The organism is Pseudomonadota bacterium, assembly GCA_040752895.1.
GTDB lineage: Bacteria > Pseudomonadota > Alphaproteobacteria.
Map to the genome: position 1 here is coordinate 326870 of JBFMHN010000002.1, position 14383 is coordinate 341252.

The 14383-nt window shown below is 67.3% G+C and carries 19 protein-coding genes; 12 read left to right on the forward strand and 7 right to left on the reverse strand.

The window, feature by feature from the left end; translation table 11 throughout:
* Positions 1 to 24: 24 nt before the first annotated feature.
* The 5 genes from AB1781_05425 to AB1781_05445 are packed head-to-tail and all read left to right on the forward strand — an operon-like array spanning position 25 to position 3800.
* A complete protein-coding gene (locus tag AB1781_05425) occupies positions 25 to 798 on the forward strand; it encodes a (Fe-S)-binding protein (GenBank protein ID MEW5704011.1) in 774 nt (257 codons plus the stop codon).
* On the forward strand, positions 798 to 2213 hold the full coding sequence (locus AB1781_05430) for a lactate utilization protein B (protein ID MEW5704012.1): 1416 nt from the start codon (positions 798 to 800) through the stop codon (positions 2211 to 2213). Before AB1781_05425 ends, AB1781_05430 begins: the two co-directional genes overlap by 1 nt.
* Positions 2210 to 2878 (forward strand): lactate utilization protein, encoded by a 669-nt coding sequence (locus AB1781_05435; protein ID MEW5704013.1) that lies wholly within the window; start codon positions 2210 to 2212, stop codon positions 2876 to 2878. Before AB1781_05430 ends, AB1781_05435 begins: the two co-directional genes overlap by 4 nt.
* Entirely contained in the window at positions 2875 to 3438 is a 564-nt protein-coding gene (locus AB1781_05440; protein MEW5704014.1) for a Smr/MutS family protein, read from the forward strand. The genes AB1781_05435 and AB1781_05440 overlap by 4 nt, the downstream gene beginning before the upstream one ends.
* Positions 3435 to 3800, forward strand: coding sequence for a helix-turn-helix domain-containing protein (locus tag AB1781_05445; GenBank protein MEW5704015.1), 366 nt, complete (start codon positions 3435 to 3437; stop codon positions 3798 to 3800). Before AB1781_05440 ends, AB1781_05445 begins: the two co-directional genes overlap by 4 nt.
* Before the next feature lie 3 nt (positions 3801 to 3803).
* Here the strand turns inward: AB1781_05445 and hslU are convergent, their stop codons facing one another.
* Together hslU and hslV are read right to left on the reverse strand one after the other, a co-directional pair.
* Positions 3804 to 5126 carry an ATP-dependent protease ATPase subunit HslU gene (gene hslU, locus AB1781_05450; GenBank protein ID MEW5704016.1) on the reverse strand — a complete coding sequence of 441 codons (1323 nt, stop codon included), beginning with the start codon at positions 5124 to 5126 and terminating at the stop codon, positions 3804 to 3806.
* Positions 5127 to 5130: 4 nt separating this feature from the next.
* Positions 5131 to 5679, reverse strand: coding sequence for an ATP-dependent protease subunit HslV (gene hslV, locus AB1781_05455; protein MEW5704017.1), 549 nt, complete (start codon positions 5677 to 5679; stop codon positions 5131 to 5133).
* A gap of 133 nt (positions 5680 to 5812) precedes the next feature.
* Here hslV and hisB point away from each other — a divergent pair, with 133 nt between their 5' ends.
* The 7 genes from hisB to AB1781_05490 are packed head-to-tail and all read left to right on the forward strand — an operon-like array spanning position 5813 to position 9702.
* Positions 5813 to 6412 carry an imidazoleglycerol-phosphate dehydratase HisB gene (hisB, locus tag AB1781_05460; GenBank protein ID MEW5704018.1) on the forward strand — a complete coding sequence of 200 codons (600 nt, stop codon included), beginning with the start codon at positions 5813 to 5815 and terminating at the stop codon, positions 6410 to 6412.
* Positions 6413 to 6436: 24 nt separating this feature from the next.
* Positions 6437 to 6808 carry a DUF2628 domain-containing protein gene (locus tag AB1781_05465; protein ID MEW5704019.1) on the forward strand — a complete coding sequence of 124 codons (372 nt, stop codon included), beginning with the start codon at positions 6437 to 6439 and terminating at the stop codon, positions 6806 to 6808.
* Entirely contained in the window at positions 6805 to 7449 is a 645-nt protein-coding gene (hisH, locus tag AB1781_05470; GenBank protein ID MEW5704020.1) for an imidazole glycerol phosphate synthase subunit HisH, read from the forward strand. The genes AB1781_05465 and hisH overlap by 4 nt, the downstream gene beginning before the upstream one ends.
* Before the next feature lie 3 nt (positions 7450 to 7452).
* On the forward strand, positions 7453 to 8190 hold the full coding sequence (gene hisA, locus AB1781_05475; GenBank protein MEW5704021.1) for a 1-(5-phosphoribosyl)-5-[(5-phosphoribosylamino)methylideneamino]imidazole-4-carboxamide isomerase: 738 nt from the start codon (positions 7453 to 7455) through the stop codon (positions 8188 to 8190).
* A complete protein-coding gene (gene hisF / locus AB1781_05480; protein MEW5704022.1) occupies positions 8183 to 8953 on the forward strand; it encodes an imidazole glycerol phosphate synthase subunit HisF in 771 nt (256 codons plus the stop codon). The genes hisA and hisF overlap by 8 nt, the downstream gene beginning before the upstream one ends.
* Positions 8954 to 8980: 27 nt before the next feature.
* Positions 8981 to 9313, forward strand: a complete 333-nt coding sequence (locus AB1781_05485) for a phosphoribosyl-ATP diphosphatase (GenBank protein ID MEW5704023.1) — start codon at positions 8981 to 8983, stop codon at positions 9311 to 9313.
* An 11-nt stretch (positions 9314 to 9324) separates the two neighbouring features.
* Positions 9325 to 9702, forward strand: coding sequence for a histidine triad nucleotide-binding protein (locus tag AB1781_05490; GenBank protein ID MEW5704024.1), 378 nt, complete (start codon positions 9325 to 9327; stop codon positions 9700 to 9702).
* Here AB1781_05490 and AB1781_05495 read toward each other — a convergent pair.
* The 5 genes from AB1781_05495 to rsmI form a co-directional block, all read right to left on the reverse strand.
* Entirely contained in the window at positions 9699 to 11228 is a 1530-nt protein-coding gene (locus tag AB1781_05495; protein ID MEW5704025.1) for a YifB family Mg chelatase-like AAA ATPase, read from the reverse strand. The two genes, AB1781_05490 and AB1781_05495, sit on opposite strands and share 4 nt — an antisense overlap.
* A gap of 25 nt (positions 11229 to 11253) precedes the next feature.
* Positions 11254 to 12222: a glutathione synthase gene (gshB, locus tag AB1781_05500; protein ID MEW5704026.1), complete on the reverse strand. Its 969-nt coding sequence runs from the start codon at positions 12220 to 12222 to the stop codon at positions 11254 to 11256.
* A 119-nt stretch (positions 12223 to 12341) separates the two neighbouring features.
* A complete protein-coding gene (locus AB1781_05505) occupies positions 12342 to 12965 on the reverse strand; it encodes a BON domain-containing protein (GenBank protein ID MEW5704027.1) in 624 nt (207 codons plus the stop codon).
* Positions 12966 to 12971: 6 nt separating this feature from the next.
* On the reverse strand, positions 12972 to 13364 hold the full coding sequence (locus tag AB1781_05510; protein ID MEW5704028.1) for a YraN family protein: 393 nt from the start codon (positions 13362 to 13364) through the stop codon (positions 12972 to 12974).
* Positions 13361 to 14320: a 16S rRNA (cytidine(1402)-2'-O)-methyltransferase gene (gene rsmI, locus AB1781_05515; GenBank protein ID MEW5704029.1), complete on the reverse strand. Its 960-nt coding sequence runs from the start codon at positions 14318 to 14320 to the stop codon at positions 13361 to 13363. Before rsmI ends, AB1781_05510 begins: the two co-directional genes overlap by 4 nt.
* Positions 14321 to 14383 lie beyond the last annotated feature (63 nt).

Consider the following 14383-nt stretch of genomic DNA (forward strand, 5'->3'; position numbering starts at 1 on the left):
CCGGTGCCTCGAAGGGGCCCTGCCATGCCGCAGCCTGACCGCGTCGGGCTTTTCGTCACCTGTCTGGTTGACCTGCTCCGTCCGCAGGTAGGCTTTGCCGCCGTCCGCCTGCTCGAGAACGCCGGTTGCCGGGTGGCTTGCCCGCGGGCCCAGACCTGTTGCGGCCAGCCCGCCTTCAACGCCGGCGACAACCCGACCGCCGCCGCCCTGGCCAGGCGGACGGTCGCCGCCTTCGAGGGCTTCGACCGCGTCGTTGTTCCTTCCGGCTCCTGCGCCGCGCATCTGCGCCGCCAGGTCCCGGTCTTGCTGGCCGAAGATGCGGCGTGGCGGGTGCGTTCGCGGGCCTTCGCCGACAAGGTCTTCGAGCTTACGACCTTTCTCGATGCGGTTCCGGCCGTGGCGCCGGGCCCGGTCGAAACCGCTCAAGCTTCGCGGCGGATCGCCTACCACGATTCCTGCGCCGGCCTGCGCGAACTCGGCATCCGCTTCTCCCCGCGCCGCTTGCTCGCGCGTCTTCCCGGCGTCGCCGTCGAGGAATTGTCCGACCGCGACGTCTGCTGCGGCTTCGGCGGCGCCTTCTGCGTGAAGTTTCCAGAAATCGCCGGCCGCCTCGCCCGCGACAAGGCCCGCGCCGCGCAAGCGACCGGGGCAACCGAACTCACCGGCGGCGATCTCGGCTGTCTCTTGCATCTGCAAGGAATGCTGCATCGGGCGGGCGTGCCCATGCGCGTCCGCCACGTCGCCGAAATTCTGGCCGGGTTCGACGGCCCGGCCATCGGCGAAGCGGAGGAGGCGTAGTGGAAATCACCTCGAACGCTTTTCGCGAGAAGGCTTCGCAGGCGTTGCAAGACGCCGATCTGCAAGACGCGCTTCAGAATCTGAAGCGCGGATTTCAGGAGAAGCGCGCCAAGACGCTCGCCCATCTTCCCGAATACGAGGCGTTGCGCGAGGAAGCGGTCGCGGTCAAGGACCACGTGCTTCGCCATCTCGATTTCTATCTCAATCACTTCGAGGAAAAGGTGCGCGCGAACGGCGGCCACGTGCACTGGTGCGAAACCGCCGCCGACGCGCGTGCGACGATCCTGAGGCTTTGCCAACAGGCGGGCGCCAAGACCGTGGTCAAGGGCAAGTCGATGATCGCCGAGGAGATCGCAATCAACGACCATCTCGCCGCCCACGGGATCGCGCCGGTCGAAACCGACTTGGGCGAATACATTATTCAGCTTCGGAAGGAACCGCCGAGCCACATCATCGCGCCCGCCATTCACTTGAAGCGCGACCAGATCGCCGGTACCTTCCGGCGGCAGCACCAAGACCTGCCGGACGACCGCGCGCTCGACACCCCGCGCCGCCTGGTGGACGAGGCAAGGCACATCCTGCGCGAACGCTTCCTCGGCGCCGACGCCGCCCTTACCGGAGCGAATTTTCTGATCGCCGAAACCGGCAGCGCGGTTCTTGTCTCGAACGAGGGCAACATTGACCTGTCGCGGGGCCTTACCGGGCTTCATATCGTTCTCGCCAGCCTCGAGAAGGTGGTGCCGAGCCTCAACGATGCCTTCCTCTTTCTTCGGCTTTTGAGCCGGGCCGCGACGGGTCAGGAGGCGGCGACCTATACGAGCTTCTTCACCGGGCCTTCGCGTCCGGGTGAGGTGGACGGGCCCGGCGCGTTCCATGTCGTCCTTCTCGACAACGGCCGGAGCAAATTGCTGGGCGGCGAGTTCGCGGCGATCCTGCGCTGCATCCGCTGCGGGGCATGCCTCAACCACTGCCCGGTCTATGGCGTCACCGGCGGCCACGCATACGGTGCGGTCTATACCGGGCCGATGGGCGCCGTGCTGACGCCTTTGCTCGAAGGGCTCGACCGCGCCGGCCCCCTGCCCGAAGCCTCGACCTTCTGCGGGCGCTGCGAGGAAGTCTGCCCGATGGGGATTCCCCTGGTCGGCCTTCTGCGGAAGCTGCGCGTTCGCCGCCGCGCGGAAGGTCGGGTTTCGCCCTTGGCGCGGGCCGGCCTTGGCGTCTGGGCGTTCCTCGCCCGGCGGCCTTTCCTCTATCACGTCGCCGCCCGGGCGCTGGTAGCGGTTCTCTTTCTTTTCCGCCGGCGCGGCCGGGTGCCGGCCGCCCCCTTCGCCGGCGGTTGGGGGCGTTCGCTTCCGCTCGCTTCCGCCCGCACCTTTCAGGCCGAGTGGCGGCGACGCCAAGGTGAGGACGCATGAGCTTCGCGCGCGACCGTATTCTTGGCGAGATCCGCAAGCGGACGGAGAAAAACGAACCCCCTTCCCGCTTGCGGGCGCGGCTTAAAGACCCGCCCGTTCATACCATCCCGGCGCGGGTGCGGCGGGGAGAGGCGGAGCGGCTTTCCCTCTTCGTGCGCATGGCCGAGCTGGCCAAGGCGGAAGTCGTGCGGATTAAGACGCCGGCGGCGTTTCCGGAAGAAGTCCGCCGCCTGCTCGCCGAACGGGGCCTGCCTCCGGAGGTGCTGGCTTCCCGGGAGCCGGCGCTGCTTGGCCTGCCCTGGGCGGCGGCCGGCCTGCGGCTCCGCCACGGCCGCGCCGGCGCGGAAGATCGCACGGGCGTCGCCCTCGCCCTGGCCGGGGTCGCCGAGACCGGCGGCCTCCTGTTCGCCGCTTCTCCGGCAAGCCCGATGACGCTTCACCTGCTCTGCGATCTCCACGTCGTTTTGCTGCCGGAAGAACGCCTGTGCGGGACGGCGGAGGAGGCGTTCCATTTCTTGTCCCGCTCCGCCGACGGCGCGCTGCCTTCGGCGGTCACGCTGGTGACCGGGCCTTCGCGGACGGCCGACATCGAGCAGCGGATCGCGCTGGGCGCCCACGGACCCAGGGAGGTTCACATCGTCCTTGCCGGGCGCGCGGCGCGATGACGGCGCCGCCAAACGGGGATGGCGGGGACGACCTCTGGAAGCAGGTGAAGACGGAGGCCCGCCCGCTGGCCAAGGGCAAGCGCCGCCTGCGCAAGGCCGCTCCCGGAAACGCCCCGTTCCCGCCCCGCAAGGCGCCGGCCTGCAAGGCGCTGCCCCGCCCCGCGTCGCCGGCCTCGAAAACGCCGCCCGGTTCGGCGCCCGGTTCGGCGCCCCCTGCGCCGGGTCTCGACCGGCGGACGGCCGAGCGGTTAAAGCGCGGCCAGCTCGCCCTCGAAGCCCGGCTCGACCTGCACGGCCTTACCCAGGAAGCCGCGCACCGCGCCCTTAACGCCTTTCTCCGGCGCGCCGCGGACGAAGGGAAACGAACGGTTCTCGTCATCACCGGCAAGGGGGAGGCGAAGGCGAAGGCGGGCGGCGGCGTGTTGCGGACGAACCTGCCGCGCTGGTTGGCGACGCCGCCCCTTTCGCGGCGCGTGCTTTCCGTCGTGCCGGCCAAGGCCCGCGACGGCGGCCTCGGCGCTTTCTACGTCCGGCTGCGCAAAGAACGCGCGCCCCGATGACGCCCTTCGGTGCCAGGGTGCGCGTTTACCGCGCCGCGCGCGGGCTTACGCTCAAGCAAATGGCCGCGGACTTGCAAATCTCCCCCGCTTACCTTTCGGCGCTTGAGCACGGCCGGCGCGGCCGGCCGAGCCGGATGCTGTTTCTGCAGATCGCCGCCTATTTCGAACTGGATTGGGAAGCGCAGGAGGAACTCGAAACCCTTCTCCGGCATTCGAACCCGAAGGTAACGGTGGACACCGCGGGCTTGAGGCCGAACGCGACGGAGCTTGCGAACCGGCTCGCCCACCGCATCCGGCACCTCAAGCCACCCGCGATCGAGCGCCTTCTCGACCTTCTTCGCGAGGACGCGGAGAAGAAGTAAGGGTTAAAGGATGAACCGCGAAAGATCGGCGTCCTTGGCAAGCGACTGCACCTGCTCGCGGACGTAATGCGCGTCGATGGTGATGCGCGCGCCGGCACGGTCCGTCGCGGTGAAGCTGATTTCCTCCAGAAGCCGTTCCAGTATCGTGTGCAGCCTGCGCGCGCCGATGTTCTCGACGTTCCGGTTGACCTGCATCGCGATTTCGGCGATTTCGGCGACGGCGTCCTGGGTGAAGTCGAGCGTCACCTCTTCCGTCGCGAGAAGCGCTCGGTACTGGGTGATGAGGCTCGCCTCCGGCTCGGTCAGGATGCGCACGAAATCCGCTTTCGTGAGCGCCTTGAGCTCGACCCGAATGGGCAGCCGGCCTTGCAGTTCCGGCAGCAGGTCGGACGGCTTCGAAAGGTGGAAGGCGCCGGAGGCGATAAAGAGAATGTGGTCGGTCTTGATCGACCCGTGCTTGGTCGCGACCGTCGTTCCTTCGATCAAGGGAAGCAGGTCGCGCTGCACGCCTTCCCGGCTTACCTCGGCGCCGCGCATATCGGAACGCGCCGTTATCTTGTCGATCTCGTCGAGGAAAACGATGCCGTTCTGCTCGGTTTCGGCGATGGCCTCGCGGAGCACGCGGTCCTGGTCGAGAAGCTTGTCGCTTTCCTCGGCGATCAGGGCCTGGGTGGCCTGCGCGATGGCGACGCGCTTGGGCTTCTTGCTGCCGCCGAAGGCCTTTCCGAAGATGTCGCCCAGATTGAGCATGCCCATTTGGGCGCCGGGCATGCCCGGAATCTCGATGGTCGGCATCGCCGCCGCGCCGGAATCGGCAAGCTCGATCTCGATCTCGCGGTCGTCCAGCTCGCCCGCCCGCAGCATGCGCCGGAACTTCTGGCGGGTCTCGGCGGAGGCGTCCTCGCCAACCAGCGTCTTGAGCAGGCGTTCCTCGGCCAGCTCTTCCGCCTTTGCCGCCACGTCGCGGCGCATCTTCTCGCGCGTCATGGAGAGCGCGATTTCAAGAAGGTCGCGGACGATCTGTTCGACATCGCGCCCGACATAACCGACCTCGGTGAATTTCGTCGCCTCGACTTTCAGGAAGGGCGCCTGGGCGAGACGTGCGAGGCGCCGGGCGATTTCCGTCTTGCCGCAGCCGGTCGGCCCGATCATGAGAATGTTTTTGGGCAGCACCTCCTCGCGCAAGCTTTCCGGCAATTGCTGGCGCCGCCAGCGGTTGCGAAGCGCGATGGCGACCGCCCGCTTCGCCGCGTTCTGGCCGACGATGTAGCGGTCAAGTTCGGAGACGATCTCGCGCGGCGAGAAGAAGGCGCTGACGGCGGTCATTCGTCTAGAGCGTTTCGATGGTGAAGGTGGTGTTCGTGTAGACGCAGATACCGGCGGCGATCTCCATCGCGCGCCGGGCGATCGTCTCGGCGTCCATGTCCGTCGCCTGGATGAGCGCGCGCGCCGCGGCCAACGCGAAATTGCCGCCGGAGCCGATGCCGATCAACCCGTCCTCCGGTTCGAGCACGTCGCCGGTGCCAGTCAGCACCAGGGCGACGTCACGGTCGGCCACCGCCATCATCGCTTCCAGGCGGCGCAGGTAGCGGTCCGTTCGCCAGTCCTTCGCCATTTCGACGGCAGCCCGCGTCAACTGGCCGGGGTGCTGTTCGAGACGCGCCTCTAAGCGCTCGAAAAGAGTGAGCGCGTCCGCCGTCGCCCCGGCAAAACCGGCGATGACAGAGCCGTCGCCGAGCCGGCGGACCTTTTTCGCCGTGGTCTTGATGACGGTGCTGCCGAGGCTCACCTGGCCGTCGCCGGCAATCACGGTCTTGCCCCCCTTGCGGACGCAAAGGATGGTCGTTCCGTGCCAGTGGGTGGTGTCGCTTTCGGCCATTTTCTTCCCGAAGATGTGGGGAATCGCCCGCTCGGGTCAAGGTCTAGGACAGGAGGTGTGGCGGTTTTCCCGAAATCTTGGTAGAACGGCGCGAATCAAGGCGTTGAGAATCCAGAAATAAGGACGCGAAGCCATGCGGCACGCCCGCGTCGAGCGCAAGACGAAAGAAACGCGGATAGAGGCCGAGCTCGACCTCGACGGCACCGGTGCGTACGACGTGGCGACGGGGATCGGCTTCCTCGACCATATGTTGGAACAGCTTTCGCGCCACAGCCTGATCGACCTCAAGCTCCGCGCCGAAGGCGATTTGCGGATCGACGGCCACCACACGACGGAAGACACCGGCATCGTGATCGGCGAGGCGGTGAGCCGGGCGCTCGGTGAGCGCCGCGGGGTCGTCCGCTATGGCGAAGCGACGATCCCGATGGACGAAACCCTGACGCGGGTCGTCGTGGACATTTCCATGCGCCCCTACCTGATCTGGCGGGTCAACTTCCGCCACCCCAAGGTGGGCGAGATGGACGTCGAGCTTTTCAAGGAATGGTTCCAGGCGTTCGCTCAATCGGCCGGCATTACGCTGCATATCGAGAATTTGTATGGCGAGAACACGCACCACATCATCGAATCCTGCTTTAAGGGGCTTGCGCGCGCCCTTCGCCAGGCGATCGCGATCGACCCCAAGCGGGCGGACGAGGTGCCGTCCACCAAGGGCGTTCTGGGCGGCTCGCTTTAATCGCACGCGCGCGGAGGGGTGACGGTGGCGATTTACACGGTCCATCGGTTGCCGCTTGCGGCGGAAACGGGCGAGGACGAGACCGTTTTCGTCAAGGAAGGCTTTGCGTGGCCGGCCTTTTTCTTCACCGGCCTGTGGGCCTTCTGGCACCGGATGTGGGGGGTGGGCACCCTGCTGCTGGCCGGCGGTCTCGCGCTTGACGGCGGCCTTGCTTTCCTCGGTGCGGACCCGCTCGTTCACGGCACAGCGCTGGCTTCTTACCTTATCTTCATAGGCCTCTTCGCCAACGACTGGCGGCGGCGGTGGTTGGCGCGGCGCGGCTATGAATTTTTAAGCCCGGTCGGCGGCGAAACCCGCGAGGGGGCAATCCGCCGCTACTACGACCACACGCCATGAGCGTTGCCGTCATCGACTACGGTTCGGGGAATTTGCGGTCGGCGGCGAAGGCGCTGGAGGCGGCGTCGCGGGCGGCGGATTTGGGGCTTGCGGTCGAGGTGACGGTAGAGGCGCGCAAGGTGCGCGCGGCAAGCCGCATCGTCCTGCCGGGGGTCGGCGCCTTCGCCGACTGCAAGGCCGGCCTTGCCCGCCTGCCCGGCATGCTGGAGGCCTTGCAGGAGACGGTGATCGAAAAGGGGCGGCCTTTTCTCGGCATCTGCGTCGGCATGCAACTGATGGCGGAGCGCGGCTTCGAGCATGGCGCACACGCGGGCCTTGGCTGGATCGCCGGCGAGGTTACGCCGATCGTCCCAAAGGACCCTTCGCTCAAGGTGCCGCACATGGGCTGGAACGAACTCGAGCTGGAGGCCGAAGAACACCCGCTTTTCGCCGGCATCGCATCCGGCGCGCACGCTTACTTCGTGCACGGCTTCGCGCTTCGCCTAGCGCGGGCGGAGGATAGGCTGGCCAGCGTCGATTATGGCGGGCGGCTTACCGCCGCCGTCGGCCGGGCGAACCTCGCCGGCACCCAGTTTCACCCGGAGAAAAGCCAGGGCGTTGGCCTTCGCCTGCTCGCCAATTTCCTGCGCTGGCGGCCCTGACCCATGATCCTTTATCCCGCGATCGACGTGAAGGAGGGGACTTGCGTCCGTCTGTGGCAGGGCGACATGGAAAAAGTCACGCGCTTCAACGACGACCCGGCGGCCCAGGCCGCAAGCTTTGCGGCGGCCGGCTTCCGCTGGCTCCACGTCGTCGATCTCGACGGCGCGGTGGCGGGCGGGCCGGTGAACACGGCCGCCGTCCGCGCCATCCTTGGCGCGGTCAACCTGCCGGTGCAGCTTGGCGGCGGCATCCGCGATTTGGCGACACTGGAGGCCTGGCTGGCGGAAGGCATTACCCGCGTCGTCCTGGGCACGGTCGCCCTTTCCGACCCCGGTCTCGTTCGCGAGGCGGCCAAGCGTTTCCCCGGCCGCGTTGCGGTCGGCATCGACGCCTGGCAGGGACGCGTCGCCATCCGGGGCTGGCAAGAGGCGTCCGAGGTGGAGGCGATAGAGCTCGCCAAACGCTATGAGGACGCCGGCATTGCGGCGATCATCTACACCGACATCCAGCGCGACGGCACGCTGCGGGGGCCGAACGTCGCGGCGACGGCAGCGCTAGCGGAAGCGCTCACCATCCCCGTCATCGCCTCGGGCGGGGTTTCTTCGCTGGACGATATCGCGGCGCTGAAGGCAAGGGAGGCAAGCGGCATCGCGGGCGTCATCCTGGGCCGCGCGCTTTACGACGGCAAAGTCGCGCCGCAAGCCGCCCTCGAAATCGCCAACCGGGAATCCAATGCTTAAAGCCCGCCTCATCCCCTGTCTCGATGTCAAGAACGGCCGCGTCGTCAAGGGCGTCAACTTCGTCGATCTGCAGGACGCCGGCGACCCCGTCGAACAGGCGACGGTTTACGACCGCGCGGAAGCGGACGAGCTTTGCTTCCTCGACATCACGGCTTCCCACGAAAACCGCGACACGCTTTTCGACGTCGTCGCCAGAACGGCGGAGCGCTGCTTCATGCCGCTCACCGTGGGCGGGGGCGTGCGCACCACGGAAGACGTCCGCAAGCTTCTGCTGGCCGGCGCCGACAAGGTTTCCATCAACACGGCGGCGGTGGCCAAGCCCGAGCTGGTGACGGAGGCGGCGCTGCGCTTCGGCCAGCAATGCATCGTCGTGGCGCTCGACGCCAAGCGCGCGCCTTCCGGCGCCTACGAGATTTTCACCCATGGCGGCCGGCAGGCGACCGGCATCGAGGCGGTTGGCTGGGCGAAGCGGATGGCGGCCGCCGGGGCCGGCGAGATTCTGCTCACCTCGATGGACCGCGACGGCACCCGGGCCGGCTTCGATCTCGCCCTTACGCGGGCGGTGGCCGACGCCGTCCCCGTCCCCGTCATCGCCTCGGGCGGGGTCGGCACGCTCGATCATTTGGTCGAAGGAATCCGGGAAGGCCACGCCTCGGCCGTGCTCGCCGCTTCCATTTTCCACTTCGGGGAATATTCAATCGCCGAGGCGAAGGCTTATCTGGCGGCGGCCGGGATACCGGTGCGCCCGGCCGCCCGGCCGTGATAGGCTGGCAACCGGGAGCCTAAAGCCATGACAGAAACGAATGGACAAGCCACCCTTTCCCGCCTCTTCGCCTTGATCGAAGGCCGCAAGGGAAAGGACCCCGAGACATCCTATACGGCGCAATTGCTGGCCGGGGGGGTTGGGAAGATCGCCGAGAAGCTTGGCGAGGAGGCGATCGAGACGGTTCTCGCCGCCGTCACCGGGGAACGGGAGGCGCTTATCCACGAAAGTGCCGACCTTCTCTATCATTTGCTCGTGTTGCTGGCGGCGCGCGGGATTCGACCGGAAGACGTTTTCGCCGAGCTTGAAAAGCGCGAGGGAAGATCGGGAATCGAGGAAAAATGCGCCCGCAAACGCTAGGGGGGCAAACCATGGCGTACGACCCGAACAACGTGTTCGCCAAGATTCTGCGCGGCGAAATCCCGTGCAGGAAAATTTACGAGGATGACTTCGCGCTCGCCTTCCACGACGTCAACCCGCAGGCCCCCGTGCACGCCCTCGTCATCCCGAAGGGCGAATACGTCTCGATGGCCGATTTTTCCGAACGCGCCCCGGACGCCCTGCTCGCCGGCTTCTTCCGCGCCGTCGGCAAGGTCGCAAAGACCCTCGGCGTTGCCGAATCTGGCTACCGCATTCTGGCCAATCACGGGACGGATTCGCACCAGGAAGTGCCCCACTTCCACGTCCACGTGTTCGGCGGCGCGGGGCTCGGCCGCATGCTGCACTTGCGGAAAGGTCCGAAAGGCTAGAGCGGACTTCTTCCAGGCGCCAGGCGGCGGAAGGTAAGCGCCTCGGCGAGGTGGCCGCGGTGAATGGCCGCGCTGCCCTCGAGGTCGGCCAGGGTGCGCGCCACGCGGAGCACGCGGTGATAGCCGCGCGCCGTCAAGCGAAGCTTGCCGATCGCCTCTTCGAGCAGCGCCTTGCCTTCCTTGTCCGTCGCGGTCACCGCTTCGAGAAGTTCGCCGTCGGCTGCGGCGTTCACGCGAACGTCAGCACCCATTTTTTCATAGCGTTCCGCCTGGCGCTCGCGGGCCGCCAGCACGCGCGCGCGCACGGCGGCCGACGGTTCCGAAAACCCCGGCCGGATCAGTTCCTCGGGCGGCACCTCGGGCACCTCGACGTGGAGGTCGATGCGGTCGAAGAGGGGGCCGGAAATCTTCGCCTGGTATTCGACGGCGCATTTCGGGGCGCGCCCGCAGTCGCGCGCCGGGTCGCCCAGATAGCCGCAGTGGCAGGGATTCATCGCCGCCACCAGTTGAACGCGGGCCGGGTAAGTGACGTGGGCGTTGGCCCGCGCCACGGCGACCCGCCCCGTTTCGAGCGGCTGGCGAAGCGCTTCCAGCGCCGCCCGCGAAAATTCCGGCAGTTCGTCGAGGAAGAGAACGCCGTGATGGGCGAGCGTCACCTCGCCCGGCCGCGCCTTGGCGCCGCCGCCGACCAGCGCCGGAAGGGAAGCGGAATGGTGGGGCTCCCGGAAGGGGCGTCGCCGGGAAAGTTTCCCCTCTTTGAGGAGACCGGCGATGCTCTGGATCATGCTGACGTCCAGGGATTCGCGGGCGTCGAGCGGCGGCAAGAGGCCGGGCAGCCGCTGGGCCAGCAACGACTTGCCGGCGCCGGGCGGGCCGATCATCAGAAGGTTGTGGCCGCCCGCCGCCGTCGCTTCGAGCGCCCGCTTCGCCGTCTCCTGGCCCTTGACGTCGGCGAGGTCGGGGTAAGGCGCTTCCGCTTCCGCCGCCGCCAGCTCCGGCTGCGGCGGGCTTAAGGCTAGATTGCCCTTGAAGTGATTGACGAGGGCAAGAAGGGTGGCGGCTGCCAGCACCGCGGCCCCGTCCGCCCAGGCGGCTTCCGCCCCGCAAACCGCCGGGCAGATGAAGCCGCGGTCGTTCGCGGCTGCCGCGATCGCCGCCGGCAGGACGCCGGCGACCGCGCTCAAACCCCCGTCCAGCGAAAGCTCCCCCATTGCCATATAGCCCGCAAGCTCGTCGCCGGAGAGGACGCCCATCGCGGCCAGCAGCGCCAGCGCGATGGGCAGGTCGAAATGACTCCCCTCCTTCAGCACATCGGCCGGCGCCAGGTTGACGATGATCCGCTTCAGCGGCAGTGCGAGCCCCATCGATTCGAGGGCGGCGCGCACGCGCTCGCGGGATTCGGCGACCGCCTTGTCGGCAAGGCCCACGATCGTAAAGGCGGGCAGGCCGTTCGTGACCCGCACCTGAACATCAACCTCCCGGACATCGATGCCGGAAAAGGCAACGGTGGCGATGCGTGCAACCAAGGACGCTTTCCTCTGCGGCGTTCGCTCAGCCCGTCCGCTTGGGACGATGCTGGGCGGCGTGGCGGGCCTCGATCACGTCCCAGATCTTCGCCTCGATCGAAACGTTATCGAACCGGTCGATTTCGCGAATGCCGGTCGGCGACGTGACGTTGATCTCAGTGATGTATTTTCCGATAACGTCGATCCCGACGAAGACGAGACCGCGCTTCTTCAGCGTTCCGCCGATCGCTTCGCAGAGCAGGGTGTCGTGCGCGCTCAGCGTCGCCTTTTTGGCGGTGCCGCCGACGTGCAGGTTTGACCGCGCCTCGCCCGGGGGCGGGATGCGGTTGATCGCGCCGACCGGTTTGCCGTCCACCAGGATGATGCGTTTGTCGCCTTCGCGGACCTGCGGCAGATAGCGCTGCACGACGATAGGTTCCCGGTACAGTTCGGTGAAGAATTCGAGCAGCGCGTTCAGGTTCTCGTCTTGCGGCGTGACGTGGAAGACGCCGCGCCCGCCGTTGCCGAAAAGGGGCTTCAGCACGATATCGCCGTGCTCCTTCCGGAAGGCGCCGATCTCCTCGCGGTCCGAGGTGATCAGCGTCGGCGGCATCAGATCGGAGAAATGCGTGATGAACAGTTTCTCCGGCGCGTTTCGCACCTCGATCGGGTCGTTCACTACCAGCGTCGTCGCCATCACGTGTTCCAGCAGATGCGTCGCCGTGATGTAGGCCATGTCGAAGGGCGGGTCCTGGCGCATCAGCACGACATCGACGGTTGCCAGGTCAATGCTCTGGGGGTCGCCGAAGGTGTAGTGATGGCCCTTCTCGTCGCGCACCATGAGAGGGTGGGTGCGGGCCACCACCCGGCCGCAGCGGAAGGTAAGGTCCTGCGGCAGGTAATGAAAAAGGGCGTGGCCCCGGCGCACGGCCTCCAGCGCCAGGGCGAACGTGCTGTCCCCCTCGATGTTGATCCCTTCGATGGGGTCCATCTGGATCGCGACGGCAAGGCTCATGCAGGCACCCGCGTAGGCAAGAAAAGACCGGGGATAGGAGAACCAAGAATAGGAAAGTCGAGAAGAGGCGAGAATAGGAAAGAATGTCCGCTCGCGCCAGTCGGCGGTTTTCCCCCGCTTTAAGACGCGCGCCGCCGCGGGTCGTCCTTCAGAAGCACGTGGCTCACGACCCCTTCCACGTATGGGATGTCGCGGGCGGTTCGTATGACGCGGTCGAGTTCCCGGCCGTCCTGGGCGACGCCCAGGACATAGATCACCCGACCGACCGCCTCGACCGAATAGTTGATAGCGAGGACTTCCTTGTCGAACAAAAGCCGTGTCCGAAGCTCGGCGGCGATCCAGCCGTCGCGGACGGTGTCCAGTATTTCCGCGTCGGGGGCGACGTGAAGCTCGTTGATGACTTCCTTGACGCCCGCCACCTGCCAGGTCAGCCGCGTCGCGGCGTCGAGCGCTTCCGCGTTCGGCACTATCCCCATGAGTAGCACGCGGCCCTCGTGGACGCTGGTGCTGACGCGGCGGAAAAGCGCGATGTCGGCGTTCAAAAATTTATAGTTGATCTCGGCGCGGATCGTCGTATCGCCGATGGCGCCGCCCAAGCCCCGCTCTTCCGACGCGGCGACACCGGCGCCGGCGCCGGCGCCGACCGCCATGCCGATCGGCGAACAGGCGGCGAGCGGCAGGCCGGCGGACAGGAGAAGGCAAAACCAGCGGCGCAGCAGCATGGGGGTCCCGGCGGTGTCCACGATGTTTTATCTAATGCCTTCATAGCCTTTCCGCCAGATGTCCTTCACGTGGCGGGGAAGGGTGAAACGGCCGGCCAGCATGGCATCGAAACGGACGGGCCGATCCGCAAGCTCGGGCCGGCGGCTTAGAAAATATTCCGCCGCCCGCAAAATGCGCGCGCGCTGCCGCGGGTGGATGGCCTCGGCCGCTTCGTGCACGGACCGCCGCGCCTTGATCTCGACGAAGACCACCGTGCGGCCCCGAAGGGCGATGAGGTCAATCTCGCCCACCGGCGTGCGGTGGCGCCTGGCCAGGAGGCGGTATCCCTTGAGCCGCAGCGCCAGCGCGCACAGGACCTCGGCCAAGCGGCCATAGCGTTCCGCCCGCCTGGCCCGCGCGCGCGTTTCGCGTTTGTTCATGCGTTCCGTTTCGTGAGCGCCAGCGCCAGGGCATAGACCCGCCGGCGGCTAAGCCCGGTGCCGGCCGCGACCGCGTCCACGGCGTCGCGCAGGCTGGATCGGCGCAGCGCCGCCGGCAGCAATTTCTCCGCTTCCGCCTCGCGGTCTTCCGCCGCCGCTGCCTCGGGGGGGCCGAGGACGATAACGACCTCGCCCTTCGGCGGCCCTTCCCTTTCGTAAATTTCCGCGAGCCTCGCCACGTCGCCGCGGCGGACTTCCTCGTAAAGTTTCGTCGCCTCGCGGACAACGGCGGCAGGCCTCCGGCCCAGGTGTTCGGCCATTTGGCGAAGGGTGGCCGGCAGGCGTTTCGCGGATTCGAAGAAAACAAGCGTCGCCGGAAACCCGCCAAGGCTTTCGATCTCGCGCCGCCTGGCTTCCGCCTTGGCGGGCAGGAAGCCGCCGAAGAAGAAGCGGTCGGGGGGAAGCCCGGAAAGCAGCAAGGCGGCGAGCACGGCCGATGGCCCCGGCAAGGCCGTGAACGGAATTCCCTCCGCCACCACCGCCTGGACCAGCTTGTAGCCGGGGTCCGAAACAAGCGGCGTGCCGGCGTCGGTCACCAGCGCGATCGTCTCGCCGGCCTTGAGCCTGGCCAGCAGGCGGGGCCGGGCCTTGGCGGCGTTGTGCTCGTGATAGGGGGTAAGTTCGGTTGCGATGCCATAGCGGTCGAGCAGCTTCCGGGTGACGCGGGTATCCTCGCAGGCGATGGCGGCGGCCTCCTTGAGGGTGGCGATGGCGCGGAACGTGATGTCGCCCAGGTTGCCGATAGGGGTGGCGACGAGCAGGAGGCGGCCCCGTTTACTTTCAGCCTCCCAATCGCTAGCCTTGGCGGCTTGGACCATTTCCTTTTCGGAGGTTTTGGGTGGGTGTTTCCGCCGCCGCCCGTTCCCATTCCCGTTGCCGCCTTTTGACCGGGGCATGCGCGGTCCTTTCGCTTGTTCTTGTGGCCGGCTGTGCGAGCAGGGTATCGGAGCGCTCTCCCG